Here is a 21,538-nt window from a genome sequence, read left to right as displayed (position 1 = left end):
ACCCACAATCCCTCAACGAACACTTGAGGGATGTATTTGGCAGGTCTGACTTGCAACGAGCTGACGATTGCCTGCCGAAGGGCACGACGAAACTCCCCCTTCGGACTGGATAGACAGGCATCACTCTGGGTCTGTCTTGCTGCGCCGCTCAGACAAACGACAGGCGGCCAGAGCCACCCGTTCGTTTCCCGGAACGCGAAAATTCGGCGTCCCCGATCAATACTTGAATTTCGTTTTCACCTGTTCGCCTTCGCGATAAGAGAGAACAAACGCCTTCCATGGTTCACCGCGTTTGACTGCGTTTGCCTGCAACTGATCGACCAGACGAAGAATTTTCGCCCCGTTTATATCGGTTTCGGCGTTCCAGTCCTCAATCCCGTCTTTCTCGACGGCCAATTCCGTTTCTATATAGCCCTCACCCAGCTCAACACCGTATCGGAACGCGTCATAGCCATGGACGATGCCTGCTTCGACCAATTGGAAAATCTCTTCGAAAATTTTTATATCTTCAGTGATCACTAAATAACCTCCGGAATTTGGTGGGGTTGGATCCCTCAGTGATCGAGCACAGAACGAACATGTTCCGTCAGTCCAATTAAATCCTCGTATGCCACTGGACCAAGTAAAGGTTCATGAGTGGACAAATAGACCGCTGCCGTGATGTTTGCTTGCAAAGCACATCCACCCACCTCCCACAACCTTGACGGTGCAATCATCCAGTTAATCCCACGTAACCCTTCGCGTGACCGGCCGACAAGCGCCCATGATAAAGCACCCTTGTAGCCTTCCACGGCGGCCTTTAACTTGTCGATATCAACCTTGCTAATACACTCAAACCTGAAAGCGATGAAGGGTGGCAGTGCAGAATGATCCTCCCGCTGCATTTCATTCCCACCCTTACTTTTGGAAAACGCTGTTGATACTTTTGCCACTCCAATACGCCAATTTCAGCAATAACAGTCAGGAGATGGCCTTCTTCATTTTCAACTGTCACAAATCAAAGACCTTTGATGCCTCGAGAAAGACCACGTTTATTTAAACGGGATCTGTCCTTTTTTCCCAAGCTCAGTCGCTCTTCGTCTTTGAAGACTCTACTTCCATCTTCAACTTTTCTTTGAATCCGAGCACTTCCGACAGAGGCACGACCCATTCGGAAATCCTGTCGCCATCTTCGTTAACGACCTCGCGCACACCGACGTAAGTATTGACATCGTCCACATTAAACCCAGGAACAACGTCGTCTAGAAAAACCACACTATTCTGAATGTGAACAGACTCTCCAACAAAATACAAAACCCAGACCATCAGGAAATTTGCGGACTCTGGATCAAGCATTGAAGTGACTAATACTGAATGCTGTCTTCTTTCGAGACCGAGACAAAGCGATGAGTACCAGCTATTCAAGTATTCCTGCCTGCCCCAGAAAGAGATCGGAGCAAAGAAGCTTTCCTCTTCCTCACCCAGTCGTATCAATCCACGTAAAGCCTGGGTACCAAAGTGCTCGAAAGGCTCTTTTTCCAGCAATATTTCAAAGCTCATTATTTAATCCTTCACCCAATTCAAATCTTTATCGTACGTACCGACACGCCTGCCCTTTTTATCAAATACTTTCCATCCGCCCGTTACGTTATGTCCATCCACATCAGGCGTGATGTATTTTTTTCCATCAAAGAATACCGGTTGCCCATGGGAGTCGAATGGTGCCTTCTGAGGGGGAATGCGCCGATCAAACCCCAAACGCGCGGCCGCCTCCTTAAATTCGGCACCTCTCTTCAGGTCTGGAGAGGATCCGCCACCAGTATGACTTTCACCAGACCTGTCGCGAACAGCCAGAACTCTACTGCCAGCTTTGATACCCAGCGATTGCAGCTCACCGAGAACCGCATCGACCAAAAAGCGTGCCGCTACAACGTTTCCGTCACCATTGAAAGGATGTTGGATTTTATCTTCTTGATGGGCTGCCTTGCCTTCCGTATTGAGTTCGATCACTTCATCTTCAGGCACCCCCAGGAAAAGCGCCGCCAGTTTGACAGCGGCCTCATCCTTGTACTCTTCAATCTTTCCATCCGTAGCGGCGTTAATGGCAGCGTTGAGCGTAATGGTCAGCATGAATTTCAGTGGCCCCATTACAGCTTGCGCTGCAACGGCAATCGCTTGAACCTGCTCAAGAGGTAATTTATCAGCGAGCAGCAGTACATCCTGCAACTGACCGAGGGCTTGCCTGCCCATTTTGATTCCTGTCCCCTCTACAAAAGAAGGGTCAAGATAAACGACGTCTTTTTTGCCGCCACTGCCGTCATCTTCAAGGCTGAACGAACAGTCCCCTCTGGTGACACACGACTGCACTTCCTTGTCATAGTTCTCCGCCAAGTTGGCGAAGTTGCTCAAGCCCTGGAAGATTCCTGCATCCAGCGATTTCAAATCGGAAGGATCGAAGCCTCGGCGAACAAGATTTTTCGCGACATCCAGTGCCTTCTCGTCACCCAGACTCTCACGGGCCAATGAAGGCACGTCATCAATGTCAAGTCGTATAAGTGCGATTTCTGCCTGTACGTTTTTTGCGGCATGCACGGCAAAAAGCGCTTGGTTGAGCAGCGTCTTATGAATATTCGTAACGTTATCGCCCCATCGCTCGAGTGTCTCTAACGGATGGCTAACGGCATCAAGGGAAGTATTGCTTACATACAACGTCGTGCGATGTTCCTCATCCTTGGTGATCTCATAGGCCTTGTTCACATCACGATTAAGACCCGCCGTGGAATCCTGGCCGGTAGCCTTGTCGTTACGCACGACAATCTGACCTTCACCCACGGTGGCATTCAGCGTCTGCTGACGGTCCTTGTCGTACTTGTAGCCCTCCACGGCCCAGCTGTTTTTGCTCTCGCCTTCCATGCCCTTGTTCGGCTTGTCGGCTTGGGCGCCACCGCCCCCGCCCCCGCCCCCGCCATAACTGCCGCTGACATTGAGGTAATAACCGTGCTCGTTATCCTTGCCGGTGATGTTGCGGTAGCCGAGGGTGTCAGTGTCGAGTTTCAGGTTGCCGTTGTCAGCGCTGATCACCGAGCCATCGAGTTGCGTATGTTTTTCGGTACGGATGTCGACTTTGCTTTTGCCACTGATAACAGTCTGATTGTCGACCCAGTTGGTCTTGCCGTTGGTCTCGCCATAACCCAGCGAACCGCTGACCGTTGCGCCGAAGCTCACCGCAACCGTCAGGCTGGCGTCGAACTCCTTGCCTTCGACCTTGCCGGTGTTCGGCACAGAGGTCACGGTCAGGTTGCGACCGACATCACCGATGACTTCGTCGCCGCGCAGGGTCGCGCCAGCGATATTGGTATCGCGACCGCTTTCGAAACCCAGTTTGTTGCCGGCATACAGATAGGCTTCTTGCTGCTTGACGCCCTCACGGTTGAGATCGCCGATACCCACATTCGCCGAACCATAAACACCGAAGCCGTCCTGGCCGGCGATGATGCCGCCCTCCGCACCCCAGCTACGCCGATCGTGCGAACTCTCGTAGGCGTTTTGCGCCGAGAGAATATTCAGATCGTTACCGGCCTTGAGGGAGATATCCCGCTCGGCGGTGGCCCGGGTGCCGATCAGGGTCAGATCGTTTTCCGCGTCAAGGTTGATGCTGCCACCAGCGTTCAACTGAGTTGCCGTTGAGGTGCCTTGAGTCGACTTGTCTACGGTGCCGGCATTGCTGACACCCACGCCCAGTTTGAAGCCGCCGGTGGTGCCCCCTTTGACGCCACCCTTGCTTTGGGTCGAATGCCCGTCACTGCTTTCCGAGCCATGCGCAACGTCAAAGGTGATGTCCTTGCCTTTGACGTTGATGTCACGGCCGGCATTGAACTCGCTACCGCTGACATTGACGTTATTGCCAGCGTCCAGCGAGATGTCATTGCCTGCAGAAAGTGTCGACGGACGTTGAGTGACCGACGTCTGAGTCTGGCTTGAACTGACGCTCGATCCACCGATATGTCCGTCAAATTTCGGTCCACTGAAGAACTGATCCAGCGTATCAACCGACTTCAGTACGCTTGAGCCTTTGCTAACCCCATCCTCACCTTTGCCAGTGCCTTTGAGGCCATCCATGGTGTTGCCGATGTTGTAGGCCGTGGTCACGGTGATGCCGTTGCGCTTGATGCTGTCACGGATGGTGACTTCGCTGGCCTCTTCCTTGGCATCGATATTGATATCGCGGTCGGCCTTGAGCTTGATGTTGTTCTCAGCGGTCAGATCGGAACCTTGCTGGTTGATGTCGCGACCGGCGTTTACATTGATGTTCATCCCCGCATCGATGGAGCTGCCCGCTGCGGTGTAGCCCTTGCTGTTGACGCCATGTTGAAGGGTTTCGCTGCCGACGAACGTGGTGAAGGCATTGCTGTCGATGGTCTGTTTGATCCCGACGCTTTTGTCCGTCTCCCAAGTATTGCTGCGCTGCTGATCGATCGAGGCAACCACGTTGACATCGCGGCCGGCATCGAGCGAAACGCTGTTATCGGCACTGATTCCACTGCCAATGATGTTGATGTCCCGAGATGCATTGAGAATCGCATCGTGCCCGGCATTGACCTGGCTGCCAATGCTGTTGGAACTGACGACTTCACGTCCGCCATTGTGCGAGGCACCGACGGTGATATCGGCTCCCAGCCCCGGAGTACCGGCAAAGACACCAATGGTGTCCTTGAGCGACATACCCAGTTTTTTCTTGTATTCCTCGGCTCGGCTGTACGCTTGGTCATCCGCAGACGACAGGGTGATATCACCCTCCTTGTCCACGAGACCCGCATGCAGTTCAGCATCATTGTCAGCGTTGACTTCACTGGCGTTCAGACGAACATCGCGTCCTGCCAGGACCACGGCATCATGCCCGGCGTTCAACTGGCTACCGACTTGAGTAACAGCAGTCTGTAAGTGGCTGCTGCCACTTTTCGACAGGCCGAAAGTACCTGTCTTGGTTTTCTTGGTGTAAGAGCCGGATTCTTCTGTAGCGGAAAGAACAGCCACATCGTTGGTCGCACCGACGACGAGGTCTTTGCCGGCGTTCAATTGACTACCGATGATGGTGACATTGCGCCCGCCATCCAGACTCACGGCGCCGTCTTCGTCCTTGGACGAGTTGACGGTCAAGTCACGTCCAGCCTCGATCACGGAAGCTACGTTCTCGCTCTCATAACTTTCTGTCGTGGTGGTTTTGCTGCGCCCGAACGAGCCCTTTTTCTTCTTGTAGTAATAAGAAGAACTTTCGTCTTTGGCCGAGGCAACGGTGATGTCCTGAGCCGCATCGAGGCTGACATCTTCCGTAGCCTTGATCCGACTGGCGATGATGCCCAGATCGTTACCCGCATTCAGCGCGATATCGCGTCCGGCGTTCAATACCGACGACTGCTGCGTGATGCTGTGGGTTTCGTTCGCGCGCTTCTTGCTGCGCGAGACGTAGTCACTCTCGTCGGCGGCCGAAGTAATGACAATGTCATGGCCTGAATCGACGCTGAGATCGCGCTTGGCATCCAGTCGACTGGCCACAATCGCCACGTCACGATCAGCGCTGATCGACAGATCCCGCCCGGACGTCACTTCAGCGCCGTGCTGGGTAATCGTCTGATTGAGATAACTGCCGCCACGAGCATCGGTGCTGCGATTCTGCACCGAGGTGATGTTCACATCGCGATCAGCATCGAGCGTCATGTCCCGACCGCTTTGCAGCACGCCACCGATATTGTTGATGTCCTGACCGGACTTGATGGTCAGATCATTGGCCGCCTCGATCCGAGCAGCGTTATCGAGATAGTCGCGGTGGCTTGTATTACCGAACCGGCCGTAATCGACACTGGTCACATCACGCTGGTTGATCACGCTGCCGTTGGTGGCCGTCAGGCTGACATCCTTGCCCGAGATAATGCCGCCGGACTTGTTGATGATGTCGTTGCCGGCCTTCAGCGTCAGGCGTTCGCCGGCTTCGATCAGACCGGTGTTGGTGAGGTTGTTACCGGCTTCGGCCGACAGGTTGTTGGAGGCTCGCAGCGTGCCGGCGTTATCGAGGTTGCCGCCGGCGATCAGAGTGACGTCGCCGCCCTGAATCAATGCCCCGTTTGGCGCCAACCGGTTATTCGCCTGCGCCAGATACAGCACCGGCACCAGCACTTTTTCGCCGTTCACTTCGTGCTCTTCGAGCCAGACGATGTCATGGGTCAGTGCCGCGACTTGTTGCGCGGTCAGGGTAACGCCCACCGACAGGTTGAGCTGATCCTTGCTGGCGATGGCGTTGTTCATCAGGTACTTGAACATGCCTTCGTCAGAGGTCTGACCATCGATGAAGCGTTGGCCGGTGCGGGCCACCACGGCCTGCTGCACCATGCGCTGCTCGAACAGACCATCGCCCAGACGCTTGGCGCTGGTGTCGGGGTCGTAGCCGAGCTTGCCCAGCAGATAGTCCGAACTCATGAACTGCTTGAGGTTGGTCAGCACCGGGTTGGTTTCGATCAGGTATTTGTGCGGGTTGGAGCGCACGCTGGTGTCGGGCAAACCTTGTACGCGCGGTACGTCAAAGGACGGGCTGCCACGACCAGGCACTAGCACACCGACTGGACCGTCAGCCGCAGTTGCACCCACGTTGAACTGAGCCGTTCTGTCGTTGAGATTCAGCGACGCGGCATCACTCAACGCCAGGTCGCGTTTTTTCATCGAGACCGGATCGTTCTTGTCGATCTGGAAATCGGTGGCATGTCTGACCGGCATTCCGGTGGTATGTCCAGAGGATGCAGCAGTGATCGAGCCGATTGCCCAGTCTTTGACCGGCGAGATCGCTTGCTCGCTGCCGTCCTTCCGGCTGAGGCGGAACAGACCGTTATCGCCGGTCGGCAGGGTGAAGCCCGGCAAGGCCAGTGGGTTGACCTGTTGCTGGGCCAGGTCTGGAGGAAGCTGGGCGTTGATGCGAATGACCGGAATAGTCGCTCCGGCATTCACTCCAGTCTGCGGAGCATTCTTACCAACCGGGGCGAAGCTGGTGTAGGCCTGCAAGGTACCGTTTTTGATGGTCGTTTTAGCATTGACCTCCACTGCCTGGCCGGCCTGAATGATCGCGGAGGCTCCGCCTTTGCTTGTGTAAGTGATACCGCCACCGGGTACTAGCGCATATCCCAGCAGTTTCGCCGGTACAGGAACGTCAGGGCCTTGGCCGAAGTATGGATTGAGTGTTGTTTTGGTCTGATTACCACGAGAAATGGGCGCTAACCCGCAAGCCTGCCAATCCTGCCCGCCGCACGAATAGAACGAATACTCATGCTCGTACTTGGAGTTTTTTTTCGCGTAAGCCGTGACCAGGCCGGTGACGTCATCAAACAGATAATCGAAATCACGGTTTCTGGCTTCGTAGACTAGGGTCTTGGTATAGCTTCCGGATTCCAGCCCTGTGTTATCAAACGTGTCGACGTCGAGTTTGATATTTTTCCCCGCTGAGAACAGCGAAGCGAAGTTGGAAAAATTGCCGACGGTTGCGTTTACATTGCCGCCAACGGAGACAACAGCCTGCTCGCCACTGATGGTCGACTCTGACTCGTATTGTTCCTCGACGAAGAAATTCATCCACTTGCATTCGCCGCCGATGCACTGGTAGGTGATATCACCGGAAACAAGCTTGTCCTGCCCCAGGACGCCTTCCGTTTTGTTACTGAAATTGCTGGCTGACAACGAAAAGTCACCGTCCACATTTATCGTGGCAGCCCGGTTGTTAACGTTGTTCGCCCGACCGCCGTCCATGCCGGTGATCGTCAGATTGCCAAGGCTGTACACATTGCCGTTCTGGTTGGTGAAATCGTTAACCAGCAGATTCATGTTGCCGCCGCTGAAGAGCAGGCCGCGCTCGTTCACCAGACTTGCAGTCCTGATCTTCAGGGTCTGCGCAGCCCCCAACGTACCGGTGTTGCTCACGCCACCTGCGTTGATCGTCATCGTATTGTTGGACGTCAGTCGTCCGCCGGCATTGTTCAGCAACCCGCCAATGGTGAACGTGCCCTGCCCGCCACTGCCAATGCTCGAAGCGCTGGTCAGGCCCAGTTGCGCAGCATTGAAGGTCATATCGCCCAGACTGCTGACACGACCATTGCCGCCGTAGTTGCCGGACAGCTGGATATCCATGTTGCCATCGCTGGCGATCAAGCCCTCGTTGGTCCAGTTGCCCCCGCGCCCCACCAATTGATTGGAAGCGAGCAACTGCCCGCTCGCCGTCTGCACAAAATTGCCGACATTCACCGTCAACCGCCCGGCCTGAATCACGCTACTGTTGGTCCAGCTGTCCGCGTTCAGCGTCAGTCCGCCACGGGTCACCAGCGAGCCGCCGGCGTTCATCACGTTGGCCGTGGAAATGCCTAATTCACCAAGGCCGACATGCGTCACGGAACCGCCAGCGTTGAGGAAACTCGGGGCTGCAAGGGTGAAATCGGTGTTGGCGGTTTCCACCAGACCATTACGGTTGTCAAACAGGCTGCCGATCTGGAAATCGGTTTTGCCGCTGGTGCCGAGCGCGCGCAGTTTGCCGTCCTGGTTGTCGAGATTGGCCGCGCGAATGGCTAAAGTGCTGGCGCTTTCGATCAGGCCGCTGCGGTTGCTGAAGTTGCCGTCGGCACCCAGCTCGATGCTGCTGCCGCTGATCTGGCCGCTGTTGTTGTTCATCGAGCCGGCGATGGTTTTTACCACGCCGCGCGCATAGATCCCGCCGCCGCTGTTGTCGAGGGTATTGCCGCCGGCGTTGAGCAGGATGTTGCCGGTGTTGGCGGCGATGCGCCCGCCGTCGCTGTAGATGCCGCCCAGCGCTTGCAAGTCAAGGCGACTGCCTTCAATTTTGCCGCCCTGACCGTTGCGCAATACGCCGTTCAATCGAGTTTGCAGCAGACCTTTAAGACTTGAAAGCGCCCCGCCACGGCTGTCGAGGCTGGCAGCGTTGAGGGTCAGGTCGCCGTTCTGGGCGATGATTTTGCCGCCCTGGTTGTCGATCGCGCCGCTGCCGGTGTTCACGCTCAGCGCGGTCATGCTTTGCACCGCGCCTTGGGCATTGTTCAGTGCGGCGGCGGTGATGGACACGCCGGCATCGCGGCTGGACAGCAGGCCGTCAGCGTCGTTGCGCAGCATGCCGCCGGCGGTGATTTCCAGTTGGCCGTTGGCCGAGACGGTGCCGCGTTGGCTGTTATTCAGGTCGCCACTGGTGAGCAAGCTCAGCAGGGTCTGGCTGATCAACTGGCCGTCCTGGTTGTCGACGCTGGCCGAGCGTTTGATCAGTAATGCGCCGCCGCTGCCGAGTGCGCCATTGACGTTGATCAGGGCACCGAGCAAATCGAGGGTGACGCTGTCGTCACCGACCAACCTGCCTTTCGTGTTATTCAGCTCGCCGCCGGTTAAGGTCAGGGCCTTTTTGGCCATGACGTTGCCGGCGTTGTTGTTCAGGCCGGCCGCACGGATGTCGAGGGTCTCGCCACTTTTGATCAAGCCTCCGGCAGCGTTATTGATCGCGCCGCCACTCATGCTCAGGGTTTGCTTACCTTCACTGCTGACGGTGCCGCCGCTGTTATCCAGACTGGCGGCGGTGATACTCACTTCGCCGAGGCCGCCGATGCCGCCCATGCTGTGGTTGAGCAAGGCGCCGCTCAGGTCGATGTTAACGTTGCCGAGCTGGCTGGAAATGGCGCCTTCCTGGCTGTTGTCGAGGCTGCCGCCGCTGATGCTCACGCCCTTCCAGCCGGAGACCAGACCGCCCTGGTTTTTCAGGTCGGCCGCCGTTACGGTCAGTTGATCGTTGCTGATCAGGTTGCCGCCACGGTTATCGAGGCGGTTGCCGGTGAGGCTAAAGCTGTTGACGCTGGAGATTTCGCCTTGCTGGTTATTCAGGTCACGCAGGGTGGCGATGCTCAGCACGCCTTTGCTGTTGATCACGCCATTCTGGTTATTCAGGTCGCGCAGGTGAGCAATGCTCAACCCGCCCTTGCTGCTGATCACACCGTCCTGGTTATTCAGATCCTGCGCGGTGGCGCCCAGATCCATATTCAGGCCGGAAACGCCGACCAGCGTGCCGCCCTGATTGTTCAGACCGGTGCTGTTCAGGGTCAGTTGTTGTGCGGCGCGGATGCTGCCTTTGTTGGTATTTTTCAACAGGCCATCGACGCTGACCTCGATAAAGCTGTCACTGAGCAATACACCGCCGTCGCTGTTATCCAGACTCGCCGCCCGAATCTGCAACGCCGCAGCGGCAATCGTGCCTTTGATCGAGGTCAGTGCGTGGTCGAGGGTCAGGGTAAGTTTCTGGTTGCTCAGCAGTTGGCCGCCGCTGTTGTCCAGCGACTTGGCGATCAGTTCAAAAGCCTGGTCGCTGGAAATCTCGCCGCCCCGGTTGTTCACGTCGGTGAGGTTTTTCAGTAGTAACTGGTCCGGCGCGTTGATCACGCCGCCCTGATTGTTCAGCGCGCCACCGTTCAGATCGAGGCTGACGGTAGCGCCGCTGAACAGCTTGCCGCCCTGCTGGTCGAGCCCCTGGACATTGGCGTTAAGCGTCTTGCCCGCGCCCAGACTGCCACCGCTGTTGGTCACCTGACCGGCACTGATCTCGACGTGGTCGTCAGCGTAAATGCTCGCCTGATTGTTGTTGAGGGCACCCGTGCTGATGTTCAGTTTGGCCTTGCTGCTGATCACACCTTTTTGCTGGTTATCCAGCGCGCTGCTGTTGAGGGTGATATCGCCATCGGTCAGCAGGCTGCCGCCCTGGTTGCTGACGGCGCCGCGCGTGTCGACGGTCAGCGCTTTGGCGCTGGAGACCGTGCCGGCGTCGTTGTTGAGGCTAGCGGCGTTGATCGCCAGGGTGCCTTCGTTGACGAGGCTACCCTGCGCGTTGTTCAGATCCCCGGAGAGATTGATCGCGAGGTCTTTCTGACTGGTCAGGCGACCACTGTTCTCCAGCATCTTGCCGCTCAGCGTCAGCCCGGTATCACCGGACAGCAGGCCTTTATTGCGGTTGATGACGTCATTGACGGTCAGCGCCAGATTGCCGCCGGCTAGCATGTAACCGCTGTCGCTGTTGTCGAGCCACGCGCCGATCAGACTCACGTCGCTCTTGCTCGACAATTCGCCGCTGCGGTTGTCGACACGGTCGACGTTGAGGCTCAGCGCTTTTGTTGAACCGATCAGGCCTTCCTGACGGTTATCCAGACTCGCGGCTTTGATCGTCAGGCCGTTGTCGGCGATGACCACGCCGTCGTGGTTATCGAACATTCCGGTGACGCTGAAATCAATGTCGCCGCGCGCGCGAATGTCGCCGCTGGTGTTGTTCAACGTGACGCTGCGACTATCGAGGCTGGCAGAAGCGATGACACCTTTGACGTTGCTCAGGGCACGGTCGATAACCAGGCTGAGTTTTTCATTGCTCAGTAATTTGCCGCCGTCGTTGTTCAGATTTTGCGCGTTGACGGCCCAAGCCTTGGCGGCAGAGATTTCGCCGGCGCTGTTGTTGATGTCCTTGAGGTTTTTCAGCAGCAACTGGCCCGGCGTATGGATATTGCCGCGCTGGTTATTGAGCAGACCGTTGTTCATGTCCAGGGTCAGGTCGCCGTTGCTGAACAGCTCACCGCCATCCTGCTCCAGCGAGGTCAGCGACGCCTCGAGTTTCTGCTGACTGCCGAGGCTGCCGCCGGAGTTGTCCAGGTGCGCGGCGGTCAATAATAGTGAGCCATCGGTGGCGATACTGCCGCCCTGTCGGTTCTTCAACTCACCGGTAGTCAGGGTCGAATCAGCCTTGGCGCTGATGATGCCGTTGTCGCTGTTATCCAGACTGCCACTTTTAAAGGTCAGGCCTTTCTGCGAAACGATCAGGCCGCCCTGACTCAGCACGGAACCGCTGGCGGTCAGCGCCATCGCTTCAAGGCTCGACAGTTTGCCCAGACGGTTGTCGAGGCTGCCGGCGCTGAGGGTCATCTGCCCTTCGCTGCTGATCAGACCTTGCTGGTTGTCCATGGTCTCGTCAAAGGTCAGCCCGAGAGTGTTCTGGCTGACGATGCGCCCACCGACGTTACTCAGGCCGATGCCGCTGAGCGTGCTCGCGCCTTTGCTGAAAATCAGGCCGTTGGTGGCGTTGATGATCTGCTCGACCTTCAGCGCCAGCGTGGTGTCGGACAGCACCTTGCCGCCTTCGCTGTTGTCCAGGCGCGAACCATTGATGTGCAAATCCAGTTGGCTGGAAAGCGTGCTGGCGCGGTTGTCGATCTGCTCGACGTTGACCGTCAGGGCCTTGAGCGAACCAACCAGGCTGTCCTGATGGCTGTTGAGGGTTTTGCCGGTCAGCAGCAGATTGCCTTCGGCGACCAGTTCACCGTGTTGTTGATTGAGGCTGTCGATGTTGGCGTCGATATCGCCTTTGGCGGAAATCCGTCCGCCATCGTTGGTCACGGCTTTGGCTTTGAGGCTCAACACACCGGTCGAAGTCAGCAGGCCGCCATTGCTATTGTCGAGTGTGTTGCCGTCGAAGCTCAGCGCCGTCTTGCTTTCGAGGCGGCCCTTGTCACGGTTGTCCAGGTTGTCGATCAGCAGTTTGGCTGCCTGATCGGCGCGCAAGGTGCCGCCGCGATTGTCGGTGGTGGTACTGCTGACGGTCAGGGCGTCCAGGCTGGAAATCTTGCCGGCGCGGTTATCCAGGCGCGTGGCCTGCACGTCCATGGCGCCGTTGGCCTGGATCAGGCCCTTGTTCTGGTTGTTCAGTTGCTCGCTGATGCGTGTGGTCAGCGTGCCTTCGCTGGTCAACTGGCCCTGCTGGCTGTTGTCGAGCTGTTGGGCTTTCAGCGTGAGATTCTGTTTGGCGCCGATCTTGCCGGTGCGGTTGTTGATTGCGCCGAGGGCGCTGATATCGAGCAAACGGCCGGCGCTCATCAGGCCGGCAACGTTGTCCAGCGAGGTGACGTTGAGGACCGCGTCGGTCTGGCTGCTGAGTTCGCCGTTGCTGTTGATCAGTTGGCCGATGTTGGCGGTGAGGCTGGCGTTGCTGGTGATCACGCCTTGGCTGTTCAGCACCTGCGCGGCATTGAGGTTCAGGGTGCCGTTGCTCTGCAGCTTGCCGGCATTGCGGTTGTCCAGCGTACCGGCGGTGATGACGGCGGTTTGCGCGCTCAGGGTGCCGCCCTGGTTGTTCAGGGTTTGCGCGGTGTTGACCGTCAGGTTGCGGCTGGCGGTGAGGCTTTTGCCGCTGTTGTCGAGGTTCTGCGCAGTTATGCTCAGGTCACCACTGGCATTGCGGCTACCGTCGGCGTTGACGCCCGCCTCAATGGCGCCGGCGTTGGTCAGTTGGCCGCCGGCACTCAGGCTGATGCTTTCCCGGGCCGCGAGGGTCTGGCGGTTGGTCAGGTTGCCTTGGGTCTGCACATTGAGCGCGGTGCCGGCGTAGATCGGGCCGCGAGCATCAAGGCTGGTGGCTTTGACGTTGACTGCGCCGGTGGCCGAGGTGTCGACCAGGCTCAGTTGGCCATTGGCATCGAGCTGGATATCACCGCCGCTGGCAATCAGCTTGCCGTCGAGTTTCACCCCGACGCCGGCCTCGGTGCCGACCAGTTTGATCGCCCCGGCGTACATGCCGCCCAGTGCCGAGGAGTCGATGGCCAGTTGCGGTTTGGCGCTACCGTCATCGGCCCGCGCCGTGGCATTGAGGGTTTGTGCATTGACGTCGTTGCGACCGGCAACAATCGTCAGGTTCTGCGCCTGCAGTTGCGCGTTGATCTTTGCGCTGCGGGTGATGATTTCGAAACGGTCGACGTTGGTCGCATTAAGGCCCGCGCCCTCGATGGCCACAGTCCCCTGATCGACCTGAAAGCGATCCAGCCGACCGTTGTCGAGCACCGGTTTGCCGGTGGTCAACGTGACGCGCGGCGAGTTGATAAAGCCGCAACCGTTGCAGGTGATGCCATAGGGGTTGGCGACGATGACCCGTGCCGACTGCCCCGCCACTTCGGTGTAACCGCGCAACTGGCTCGGGTTGCCGCTGATGACTTCGTTGAGAATCGCCTGTGCCGAACCGCTGTTTTTCAGGTTCGGGTTGTCGATGATATGCCCGCCCAGCTGGGTGAGATTGTTCTGCGTCGAGCCGTTGTTGAGGATCAGCCCCTGCGCACCGACGTTGTAGTCGTGGAACTGGTTATGCGACAGGCCGGCGGCATTGGGTGTGGCGATGTTGATGATCGGCACGCCGTTGCCGGCGCGGTCCAGCGAGGTATTCGGGTTGGCCACCACGATGCCGTCAGCCTGCGCCCACATCGGTTGCCAGAACATGACGTTCGCCAAGAGAAACGCCAAGCCGCGTTTGGGCATGCCGAGGAAAGACTCGCGTTTTTTTACGGCAGCAGCAGGCTGACGAGCGAGAAAGGCGTACTGGCGAACGTCCATGTTGAAGATCTCTTTACAACGGGCAGTAATAGTTGGATTGACGGCAGGCGCACTACCTGCTGATTGGCACCTACATGGGTGCGATCAGAGCAAAAAAAGGGTAAAGGGAGATGACGTAATGACGAAGTCGATCTCGGAGCAGACCGTGAAACGGCCCGTTGCACCCGGTAGTAGCGCATTGATATCAAAATAGGGGCGCGATATTAGATGGCCACTATTTTGGCGTCAATTTTTGAATCACTTGAGGTGTCGCTCCCGATGAGCGGTAGAAGTAAAGCCGCGCGCTACTGAATAGTGGTTGGCCTGCACAACAAGCCCTCCCGCCGCAATAATCTGTAAACTCTCCCCTCTTTCGCCGCCATCATTTCACCTGCGGCCATCACCTCTTTAATTGTTGCGGAGTCCACCTTGCGTCTGTTCCACACCTCCGACTGGCACCTTGGGCAAAACCTGCACGGCCAGGAGCGCGATTTCGAGCACGCCTGTTTTCTCGAATGGCTGCTGCGCCAATTGCAACTGGCGCAGCCGGATGTGCTGCTGATTGCCGGGGACATCTTCGACACGGTCAATCCGCCGGTCAAAGCGCAGGAACGCCTCTACGATTTCATCGTCAGCGCCCACGAACAGCAGCCGTTGCTGACCATCGTGATGATTGCCGGCAACCATGATTCTGGCTCGCGGATTGAACTGCCCGCGCCGTTGATGCGCCGTTTGCGCACCCATGCGTTGGGCCGGGTGTTGTGGCTGGATGACGGGCAACTGGATGCCGAACGCCTGCTCCTGCCGTTGCCGGATAAAACCGGGGAAGTCGCCGCATGGTGCCTAGCGTTGCCGTTCCTGCGTCCGGCGGAAGTGACCGGCGCGCATCTGGGCGACAACTATTTGCGTGGCATCGGTCAGGTGCACGAATGGCTGATCGAAGCGGCCAACGCCAAGCGCCAACCCGGTCAGGCATTGATTGCCATCAGCCACGCGCACATGGCCGGCGGTTCCGTGTCGGAAGACTCCGAACGCAGCCTGATCATCGGCAACGCCGAAGCCCTGCCCGCCAGCCTGTTCGGGCCGAGCATCAGCTACGTTGCCCTCGGCCATTTGCACAAGCCGCAGAAGGTCAATGGTGAGGAGCGCATCCGCTACAGCGGTTCGCCGATTCCGTTGTCGTTTTCGGAGATCGGTTATCAGCACCAGATTCTCGACGTCACGCTCGACGGCGAAACCCTGGTCAGCGTCGAGCCGAAACTGATCCCGCGCTCGGTCAATCTGCAGCGCATCGGCCCGGCACCGCTGGCCGAGATTCTGCTGCAACTGGCGGATCTGCCGAACATCGATCTGCTCGCCGAAACCCAGCGTCAACCGTGGCTCGAAGTGCGCGTAACCCTCGATGAACCGCAGCCGGATCTGCGCCATCAAGTGGAAAGCGCCCTGCAAGGCAAAGCCGTGCGACTGGTGCGCATTGCCGCTGAATACGCCGGCAATCGGGGTGCTGACGGCGTCGAAGATGGCACTGCACTGATCGAGCTCGACCAACTCACCCCGCAGGAGTTGTTCAGCCGCGCCTGGTTCGACAACTACGGCAACGAAGTCGATGAGCAGACGCTGAAGGACTTCGCCGAACTGCTGCAGGACGTGCAACTGGAGGGCGAGCAGCCATGAAGATTCTCGCCATTCGCCTGAAAAACCTGGCCTCGCTGGCCGGTCCGTTCGAGATTGATTTCACCGCTGAGCCGTTGGCCAGCGCCGGTTTGTTCGCGATCACCGGCCCGACCGGCGCCGGTAAAAGTACTCTGCTCGACGCCTTGTGCCTGGCGCTGTTCGGCGCCGTGCCGCGTCTGAACAACACCGGTCGTGACGCCAAAGTCCCGGATGCCGACGGCGAAATCGCCACTGGCGACCCGCGCACCCTGCTGCGTCGCGGTACCGGCGAAGGTTATGCCGAGGTGGATTTTGTCGGTGTCGATGGCCGCCGTTATCGGGCGCGCTGGGAAGCCAACCGCGCCCGCGAGAAAGCTGGCGGCAAGTTGCAGGCCAGCCGTCAGAGCCTGCGCGACATCGATCAGGACCAACTGCTCGCCAGCCAGAAGGGCGAATACAAAACTCAACTGGAAGCCGCGCTCGGCCTGAACTTCGAACAGTTCACCCGCGCCGTGCTGCTGGCGCAGAGCGAGTTCAGTGCGTTCCTCAAGGCGGACGACAACGACCGCAGCGAGCTGCTGGAAAAACTCACCGACACCGCGCTGTACACACGCCTCGGCCGCCGCGCTTTCGACAAGACCAAAGAGGCCCGCGAAGCGCACAAGCTGCTGCAGGATCAGGCCACCGGCGTCACGCCACTGGCACCCGAAGCCCGGGCCGAACTGGATGAGCGCTTTCACGCCGCGCAACAGCAAATGAAGTTGCAGCAGGCGCAACTCAAGCAGCTTGAGCAGCAGCACGGCTGGCTCAAGGATTTGCGTGTGTTGCAGGACGCCCAGCAAGCCGCCGCCGAGCAATTGCACAGCGCTGAGCAGCAATCCGAAGGTCTGGCCGGCGAACGGGTGAAGCTGACACGTCTGGAGCAGCTCGGCCCGCAACGGCACCAGTTCGCGCGAAAAACCGAACTCGATGCGCTGCTGACGCCACTGGCCGCACAAATCGCCACGCACACGCAGCAACACGCCGAACTGACTGAGCGCCAGAAGCAACTGGAACAAAATCTCGACGCGGCGAAAGTTGCGCTGACCGAAGCGCAACAACGGCAGAGCGAAAACGCGCCACTGTTGCGTCAGGCCTTTGAAGAACAAAGCACCCTCGCCCGTCTGGCCAGGGAGGTCGCGCAAAGCGCTGAAACCAGGCGCAATGCGCAGCAGGCCTGCACCGAGGGCCAAAACGCCATTCAAGCCTTGCTGGAAAAACAGACCCAAGTCGCCGAACGCCTGCAACGCATCGCCGCCGAACTTGAGCAAAGCGCTCATCTGGCGCCGCTGAGCGATGCGTGGAATGCCTACCGCGATCGCCTGCAACAGCTGATGTTGATCGGCAATCGCTTGAACAAGGGCCAGGCGGAACTGGCGAGCCTCGAAGAAAACGCGACGCGCAGCGCAGCCGAGCTTGCCACGCAGAAACAGCAACTGGAGGTGCTGTTCAAAGAAGCCGGCGCCGAACCCGATGCTGTTGCCGAACAGATCGGCATCCTCGGCACGCTGCTGCAGGACAACCGCAAGCAACTGCGCGCCTTCGAAGAGCTGTCACGTCTGTGGGCCACGCAACAGGATCTGGACAAGCGCAGCAGCGAGCTGCAACAGCGTCAGCTCAGCGCCCAGCACGAGCGCGAGCGCCTGACTCAGGACGGCGTGAAAACCAAAGCCGAGCTGACCGTCGCCGAGCAAACCCTCAACGTCACCCGCGACCTGCTTGAACGCCAGCGCCTGGCGCGCAGTGCCAGTGTCGAGGAGTTGCGCGCGCAGTTGCAGGACGACCAACCGTGCCCGGTCTGCGGCAGCAACGAGCATCCGTATCATCAGCCGGAAGCGTTGCTGCAAAGCCTCGGTCGCCATGATGAAAGCGAGCAGGCCAACGCCCAGCAGGTGGTCGATCAGCTCAAGGAAAAACTCATCGAACTGCGCGCCGAAGTCGGTGGCGTCATTGCTCAGCAGAAAGAATTGCTGCAACAGCAGGAACAACTGGCCGCCCAGCAACAAGCGTTGGCCCCAAGTCTCGAGGCGCATCCACTGGCCACGCAATTGTTCAATCAGGACGCCGCCAAGCGCGACGCCTGGCTCGCCCGACAAAACGATCAACTGAACCAAAGCATCACTCAGGACGAACAACGCCAGAGCGCCCTGCTCACCCTGCAACAGGATGCTGCGCGCCTGACCCAGCAATTGCGTCAGGCGGAGACAGCGCATCAGCAAGCGGCGCAACACCTGAGCAATCAGCAGCGTGAACTGAGCAGCGACCGTCAGCGTCTCGACGAAGAACTGACGGCGTTCGGCAATCTGCTGCCGGCCGACACCCTCGAAGCCTTGCGCCAGGAACCGGCGGCGACGTTCATGCAGCTTGACCGGCAGATCGCCGAGCGCCTGGCGCAGGTCGATCAGCAGAAGGAAGAACAGGCCGAGCAGCAACAGCGGCAACAGACTCTGGAGAAAGAGCAGGACCGCCAACAGACCCGCGCGCAGCAGTCGCTCAGCGCTGAACAGCAATTCACTGCGCTGACTGAGCAACAGCAAGCCTGCCAGCAGAAACTCGCACAATTGCTCGGCGAGCACAGCAGCGCCGAGCACTGGCAGCAGCAACTCGAGCAAGCGGTTGAGCAGGCGCGCAACGCCGAAACCGGCACCGCCCAGGAACTGCAAAGCGTGCGCACGCAACTCGTGCAGATCGCGGCCGAACTCAAAGCGCAACAGGAGCGCTTGCACGCGCTGCAAAACGAAGAGCAGGATCTGGCCGGCAAGATTGCCGACTGGCGCGCCCGCCATCCGGAGCTGGATGACGGTGGCCTCGAAGACCTGTTGCGGGTCGACGACGCGCAAGTCGCCGAGCTGCGTCAGCGTCTGCAACACAATGAAAAAGCCATCGAACAAGCCAAGGTGTTGTTGCAGGAACGCGATCAGCGCTTGCTCGATCATCAGGCCCAGCACAACGGCAACCTTGATGCCGAACAACTGACCAGCGCCCTCGCCGACCTGCAAAACCAGTTCATCGTCAGCGAGCAGCAATGCGCCGAACTGCGTGCCGAACAGGTCGAAGACCAGCGCCGACAGAACGCCAATCAGGCGCTGGCCCAGCAGATCGCCTCGGCGTATGCCGAATATCAACGCTGGGCGCGACTGAGTGCCTTGATCGGCTCAGCCACCGGCGACACCTTCCGCAAGATCGCCCAGGCCTACAACCTCGACCTGCTGGTGCACCACGCCAACGTGCAACTGCGCCAACTGGTCAAACGCTATCGCCTGAAACGCGGCGGCAGCATGCTCGGTTTGCTGGTGATGGACACAGAAATGGGCGACGAACTGCGCTCGGTGCATTCGTTGTCCGGCGGCGAGACGTTCCTGGTGTCGCTGGCGTTGGCGTTGGGCCTGGCGTCGATGGCGTCGAGTACGCTGAAGATCGAATCGCTGTTTATCGATGAAGGCTTTGGCAGCCTCGATCCGGAGTCGCTGCAACTGGCGATGGATGCGCTCGATGGCTTGCAGGCGCAGGGTCGCAAGGTCGCGGTGATTTCCCACGTGCAGGAAATGCATGAGCGGATCCCGGTGCAGATTCAGGTACAGCGTCAGGGCAACGGTTTGAGCACACTGGAGGTGAAATGAACACGCTGTATTCTTTCCGCCGCTGCCCGTATGCGATGCGCGCGCGGATGGCCTTGCGTTATTCGGGTGTGCCGGTGGACATTGTCGAGGTCAGCCTCAAAGCGAAACCGGCGCAGATGTTGGCGATCTCGCCGAAAGGCACGGTGCCGGTGCTGGATGCGGGTGGGCGGGTCATTGACGAGAGCCTGGAGATCATGCGCTGGGCGTTGGCGCAGAATGATCCGGATGACTGGTTGCTGGCGGGCGATTCGCGGATAGCCGAACTGATCGAGGCGAACGATCAAGAGTTCAAAGTGCATTTGAATCGCTACAAGTACGCCGAGCGTTATCCCGAACAGTCGATGGAGGTTTATCGGGCTGAAGGGGCGTTGTTCTTGCAGCGGCTGGAGGAGTTGCTGACCGATCGCGATTACTTGCTGACCGATCACCCGAGCCTGGCCGATATCGCCCTGCTGCCGTTCGTTCGCCAGTTTGCCCATGTTGACCGTGAGTGGTTTGCGCAGACGCCCTACTCCCGTCTACAGGCCTGGTTGCAGCGCTTTCTCGAATCCGACCTCTTCACCTCGATCATGAAGAAGTAACCCCTGGCTTCTTGCTTGATCGTTCCCACGCTCTGCGTGGGAATGCCTCAAGGGACGCTCCGCGTTCCAATCGGACGCGGAGCGTCCGGGGCTGCGTTCCCACGCGGAGCGTGGGAACGATCAATCGCGTTGTCTAAGCCAGCGCGTTGCACATACCGAGTGCCATGCAATCCACTTCGAAGGGCCCGAGAAAATCCGCCGAGACTTTTACCGGTGGATTGCCGGCCATCAGCCCTAACGTATTCGCCCGTTCGATGTTGTGCGCGATGGTGTGATTGGCCTCTATGGCGCGGGCCAATGCACCCACCGAGCCCTGACCGATTCCCAGTAATGACGCGCCGTTGGTGAAGAACGCTAAACCTGCGATCACCCAGAGTCTGTAACCTTTCATGCGCCGCCGACTCCCGCGAGTTCGGCCCGGTCGATCATCACGCTTTGCGAGCGGACTTCGAACTGGACGCCGGGATGGGCGACCTGGATCGGGGCGTCGAAGCTGTGTTCCATCTGCGAGGCGATGCTGACGAACACCACCACGGCCAGGTAAAGACCAATGGCCAGGTAGGCGCCGCGTTTGGCTGAATGAATGATTGCGCTGGCCATGGTGTTCTCCCGTGGGCATGTTTCGATGCCCACAGAATCGATCAAAAAAGCCGTGGCAACCACTCAGGGTTTTCCATAGTAAACATCAGCTTCGTTGATTATTTAGCCAGTCTATTTGCGGGTTTGAAGAAACCTATCAGGCCGCGAAAAACACACAGGTAGGAGCTGCCGAAGGCTGCGATCTTTTGATTTTGCTTTGCGGATCGTTCCCACGCTCGGCGTGGGCATTCAGCCCGTGACGCTGCGCGTCACTGGACGCAGAGCGTCCCTAGAGGCATTCCCACGCAGAGCGTGGGAACGATCAAACAAAATCAAAAGATCGCAGCCTTCGGCAGCTCCTACAGGAGTGTGCCGTGCAGGCGCTCAGTGTTGGGCTTTGTGATCCAGGGCGGCGTAGAAGTTGGCGCTCTGTTGCAGGTATTTTTGGGTGTAGCTCTGGGTGTGGGATTTTTTGCTGGCGATTTCAACGTTGGCACCGGCAGGCAGTACCACGGTGGCGGAGATGGCGGAAGCGGCGATGATGGAGAAGAGATTGAAGTTCATGGCGGTAACCCTCGTGTTCGGTTGGCTTGCTTGCCCGGTTGGGCTGTGAAGCAAACTTAACGCTCGAGGGTTGATCGCTTGAAATGCTTTGTAGCATTACCGGATATCAGCGCG

The 21,538-nt window shown here is 58.5% G+C and carries 10 protein-coding genes; 3 read left to right on the top strand and 7 right to left on the bottom strand.

The window, feature by feature from the left end; translation table 11 throughout:
- Positions 1-216: 216 nt before the first annotated feature.
- The 4 genes from P3G59_RS12760 to P3G59_RS12745 all read right to left on the bottom strand — a co-directional run bounded on the left by P3G59_RS12760 (position 217) and on the right by P3G59_RS12745 (position 14,409).
- Complete coding sequence (locus tag P3G59_RS12760; RefSeq protein ID WP_277761827.1) at positions 217-519, bottom strand: hypothetical protein; 303 nt, start codon at positions 517-519, stop codon at positions 217-219.
- A 35-nt stretch (positions 520-554) separates the two neighbouring features.
- A complete protein-coding gene (locus P3G59_RS12755) occupies positions 555-932 on the bottom strand; it encodes a hypothetical protein (RefSeq protein WP_277761826.1) in 378 nt (125 codons plus the stop codon).
- 133 nt (positions 933-1,065) lie between these two features.
- Entirely contained in the window at positions 1,066-1,539 is a 474-nt protein-coding gene (locus P3G59_RS12750) for a hypothetical protein (protein WP_277761825.1), read from the bottom strand.
- 3 nt (positions 1,540-1,542) lie between these two features.
- Positions 1,543-14,409: a hemagglutinin repeat-containing protein gene (locus P3G59_RS12745; protein ID WP_277761824.1), complete on the bottom strand. Its 12,867-nt coding sequence runs from the start codon at positions 14,407-14,409 to the stop codon at positions 1,543-1,545.
- A 408-nt stretch (positions 14,410-14,817) separates the two neighbouring features.
- Between P3G59_RS12745 and P3G59_RS12740 the strand changes: the two genes are divergently transcribed.
- Genes P3G59_RS12740 through P3G59_RS12730 form a run of 3 tightly spaced genes read left to right on the top strand, consistent with a single transcriptional unit; the run spans position 14,818 to position 20,281 of the window.
- Positions 14,818-16,062 carry an exonuclease SbcCD subunit D C-terminal domain-containing protein gene (locus tag P3G59_RS12740; RefSeq protein ID WP_277761823.1) on the top strand — a complete coding sequence of 415 codons (1,245 nt, stop codon included), beginning with the start codon at positions 14,818-14,820 and terminating at the stop codon, positions 16,060-16,062.
- On the top strand, positions 16,059-19,700 hold the full coding sequence (locus tag P3G59_RS12735; RefSeq protein ID WP_277761822.1) for an SbcC/MukB-like Walker B domain-containing protein: 3,642 nt from the start codon (positions 16,059-16,061) through the stop codon (positions 19,698-19,700). The genes P3G59_RS12740 and P3G59_RS12735 overlap by 4 nt, the downstream gene beginning before the upstream one ends.
- Positions 19,697-20,281 (top strand): glutathione S-transferase, encoded by a 585-nt coding sequence (locus tag P3G59_RS12730; protein ID WP_277761821.1) that lies wholly within the window; start codon positions 19,697-19,699, stop codon positions 20,279-20,281. Before P3G59_RS12735 ends, P3G59_RS12730 begins: the two co-directional genes overlap by 4 nt.
- 133 nt (positions 20,282-20,414) lie before the next feature.
- On the opposite strand, the gene P3G59_RS12725 is transcribed toward P3G59_RS12730, so the two are convergent.
- From P3G59_RS12725 to P3G59_RS12715, 3 genes are all read right to left on the bottom strand, one after another.
- Complete coding sequence (locus P3G59_RS12725) at positions 20,415-20,672, bottom strand: hypothetical protein (RefSeq protein WP_127652259.1); 258 nt, start codon at positions 20,670-20,672, stop codon at positions 20,415-20,417.
- Positions 20,669-20,881, bottom strand: a complete 213-nt coding sequence (locus P3G59_RS12720; RefSeq protein WP_277761820.1) for a hypothetical protein — start codon at positions 20,879-20,881, stop codon at positions 20,669-20,671. The genes P3G59_RS12725 and P3G59_RS12720 overlap by 4 nt, the downstream gene beginning before the upstream one ends.
- A gap of 363 nt (positions 20,882-21,244) precedes the next feature.
- On the bottom strand, positions 21,245-21,424 hold the full coding sequence (locus P3G59_RS12715; protein WP_277761819.1) for a hypothetical protein: 180 nt from the start codon (positions 21,422-21,424) through the stop codon (positions 21,245-21,247).
- Positions 21,425-21,538 lie beyond the last annotated feature (114 nt).

The sequence above is a fragment of the Pseudomonas sp. A34-9 genome, assembly GCF_029543085.1.
In the GTDB taxonomy this organism is placed as follows: Bacteria; Pseudomonadota; Gammaproteobacteria; order Pseudomonadales; family Pseudomonadaceae; genus Aquipseudomonas.
This window is presented reverse-complemented; position numbering and strand designations above follow the sequence as displayed.